The sequence below is a fragment of the Bradyrhizobium sp. Kon58 genome (assembly GCF_055807455.1).
In genome coordinates this window covers 1-676 of sequence record NZ_JBVVOT010000105.1, presented here as the reverse complement: position 1 = coordinate 676, position 676 = coordinate 1, and the positions used below count along the sequence as shown (strand labels likewise).

The window sequence follows — 676 nt, the reverse complement described above, 5'->3', positions numbered from 1 at the left end:
GTCCTAAGGTAGCGAAATTCCTTGTCGGGTAAGTTCCGACCTGCACGAATGGCGTAACGATGGCGGCGCTGTCTCCACCCGAGACTCAGTGAAATTGAAATCGCTGTGAAGATGCAGTGTATCCGCGGCTAGACGGAAAGACCCCGTGAACCTTTACTATAGCTTTGCACTGGACTTTGAATTTGCTTGTGTAGGATAGGTGGGAGGCTTTGAAGCGTGGACGCCAGTCTGCGTGGAGCCATCCTTGAAATACCACCCTGGCAACTTTGAGGTTCTAACTCAGGTCCGTTATCCGGATCGAGGACAGTGTATGGTGGGTAGTTTGACTGGGGCGGTCTCCTCCTAAAGAGTAACGGAGGAGTACGAAGGTGCGCTCAGACCGGTCGGAAATCGGTCGTAGAGTATAAAGGCAAAAGCGCGCTTGACTGCGAGACAGACACGTCGAGCAGGTACGAAAGTAGGTCTTAGTGATCCGGTGGTTCTGTATGGAAGGGCCATCGCTCAACGGATAAAAGGTACTCCGGGTCAAGCTGGCGCACAAGCAAGGTTCGGCGGTGATGATCGGGCACCCTTATCCGCAGACGCTGGCGGTGCTTGAGCGCGAATTGCCCAAGCTCAAGGCGCAGGGCGTGGAGTGGATCGATATCAAGTTGATGATCAGCGTGCGCAGCAATCA

1 rRNA gene is annotated in these 676 nt (G+C 54.1%); it reads left to right on the top strand.

Features of this window, described 5'->3' with window-relative positions:
• Positions 1-602 (top strand): 23S ribosomal RNA (locus AC0L20_RS39645); the annotation flags it as partial.
• Between the last annotated feature and the right edge of the window lie 74 nt (positions 603-676).